General features: G+C 40.0%; 1 protein-coding gene. It reads right to left on the bottom strand.

What is annotated here, in order from left to right; translation table 11 throughout:
* Positions 1–207: 207 nt before the first annotated feature.
* Positions 208–1,698 (bottom strand): TldD/PmbA family protein, encoded by a 1,491-nt coding sequence (locus ACP6PK_RS29775; RefSeq protein ID WP_426565143.1) that lies wholly within the window; start codon positions 1,696–1,698, stop codon positions 208–210.
* Positions 1,699–2,057 lie beyond the last annotated feature (359 nt).

Below are 2,057 nucleotides of genomic sequence, written 5' to 3'. Positions count from 1 at the left end.
TTCAATAGATTCAACAACATCAAGATTCAGCATAAGTCGGCAGAGGTATTGATGCCCTGTGGTATTTGGTTGTCGGTGAGGAGAGTTAAGACAATAAGTTAACTTGTAGGGTGCGTTAGACGGCTGAAATTAATACTATGAAAGAAATTCAGTAATCCGTCGTAACGCACCATATCAGCAAAAGTTACTGATAACTGATAACTGAAATTAACCTGCTCCACTACCAATCAAAATATCACGCACTCGCACTGGTACACAACCATGAGTCATTTGCGCTAACTGCATCGGTTCCCCTTTCCCACAAATATCAGTACCACACTGCTCCCATTCCGCAGCATTTCCCACAGCATCAACACTATTCCAAAAATCAGTCGTCATAGAATGATAAGTTACATCTTTCAACATTCCCACAACTTTACCTTTTTTCACCTCCCAAAACGCATCCCCACCAAATTGAAAATTCCGCCGTTGTTGATCGATAGAAAAACTACCAATACCATCAATTAAAATTCCATCTTCAGTATCGGCAATCATTTCTGCTAAAGTTGCAGTATTACTTCCACCATCGGCACCTGCTTCTAATCCTAAATTGGGAATGCGCACCATAGGTATACTTGACCAACTGTCCGCATAAGCACAACCATTACTGCTACCACGTCCAAGTCGGTAAGCTGTTTCTCTGTCTGTAAGATAATCTACTAAAATTCCATCCTTGACAACATACCAATCTTGTGATTTAACACCTTCGTCATCATATCCTACGGTACTACGTCCTCCTGGTTGATTGCGATCGCATTTAAAGTTAACCCAAGGTGCAGCATATTGGAGTTTGCCCATTTTATTGGTAGTAGCAAAACTCGTACCAGCAAAATTAGCTTCATAACCATAAACTCGGTCTAACTCGGTGGGATGTCCGACTGATTCGTGAATGGTTAAAAATAGATTTGTTGGCTTTAAAATTAATGTAGAACGAATATCAGCAGGTCCCTTGGGAGCATGAACTTTTTCTATTGCTTCCGAAGCAACTCTGTCTACTTGACTCAATAAGTCAGTGGGGTTAATATGCTCATACCCAATATTCAAAGGAGGGCGATCGTAACTGCGACTTTGAGCATCATTATTAGCAATAGCTGTGCAACTAAACCCAGGATAACTGCGGTAAATTGTTTGCTCAATTAGGGAATCATTTGTGGAAGCAAATACTTTTTCTTCTTTAGTAAACCTGAGATAAGAAAAAGCTTTTTTAATCCCCTGCTCTTCATAACTTAATAATTTATCATTCAAACTTAAAAGTAGTTCCGCCTTTTCTTGAATAGGAACAGTAAACGGCTCAATTTCGATAGGAGTAACGTAAGTATCGCGGTAGGTTTCTACGGGTACTAACTGTACAGGTGTTTGTTGAGATAGACGACTACCTTTAGCAATATCTACTGCTAAAGCGACGACTCTAGCAATTTCTTCAGGTGTTTGGCGATGACTAGCAGCAAAACCCCAAGCACCTTTGAGCAAAACTCGCACTCCAAAACCAGAACTAACTTTATCTTGTAGTTGTTTGAGAGAGCGATCGCTAGCTGTCAAATTTTGAGAATGGTAAGTACATAACCGAATATCCCCATATTCACATCCTGTATGACGAATTAGGTCTATTGCTAATTTTGCTAGTTCTGTAGTTGGAATTTTTACTGGTGCTTGTACCATTTTATTCTTAGTCTTAATTTTGTTTTATCTATTCTATACCAAATATTAAAAAGAAACCGGGTTTATTACTCTTGCTTTTTAAATCACATAGGACTTATATAAAATCAGGTTGAACAGTTGTCATTGCGACGATAGGAAGCAATCTCCTAACCCTTTGAGATTGCTATCCGTTCCGGAATACTCCGCAAACCTTCCACTCCGTTCCAGTCGCAATGACGGAGGCTATATAGCGCTACGCATTAAGGTTAGGACATTTCTAAATCCTGTTTGCGCAGCATGACCTAGGAAAATCCTTTAACAGCTTCCTGTTCCCTGTTCCCTGTTCCCTGTTCCCTGTTCCCTGTTCCCTGTTCCCTGTT

The organism is Dapis hubbardiae BLCC-M172 (assembly GCF_050016015.1).
Taxonomy (GTDB): domain Bacteria; phylum Cyanobacteriota; class Cyanobacteriia; order Cyanobacteriales; family Microcoleaceae; genus Trichodesmium.
The sequence above is the reverse complement of the archived record's forward strand: the minus strand, read 5'-3'. Positions and strand labels throughout refer to the sequence as shown.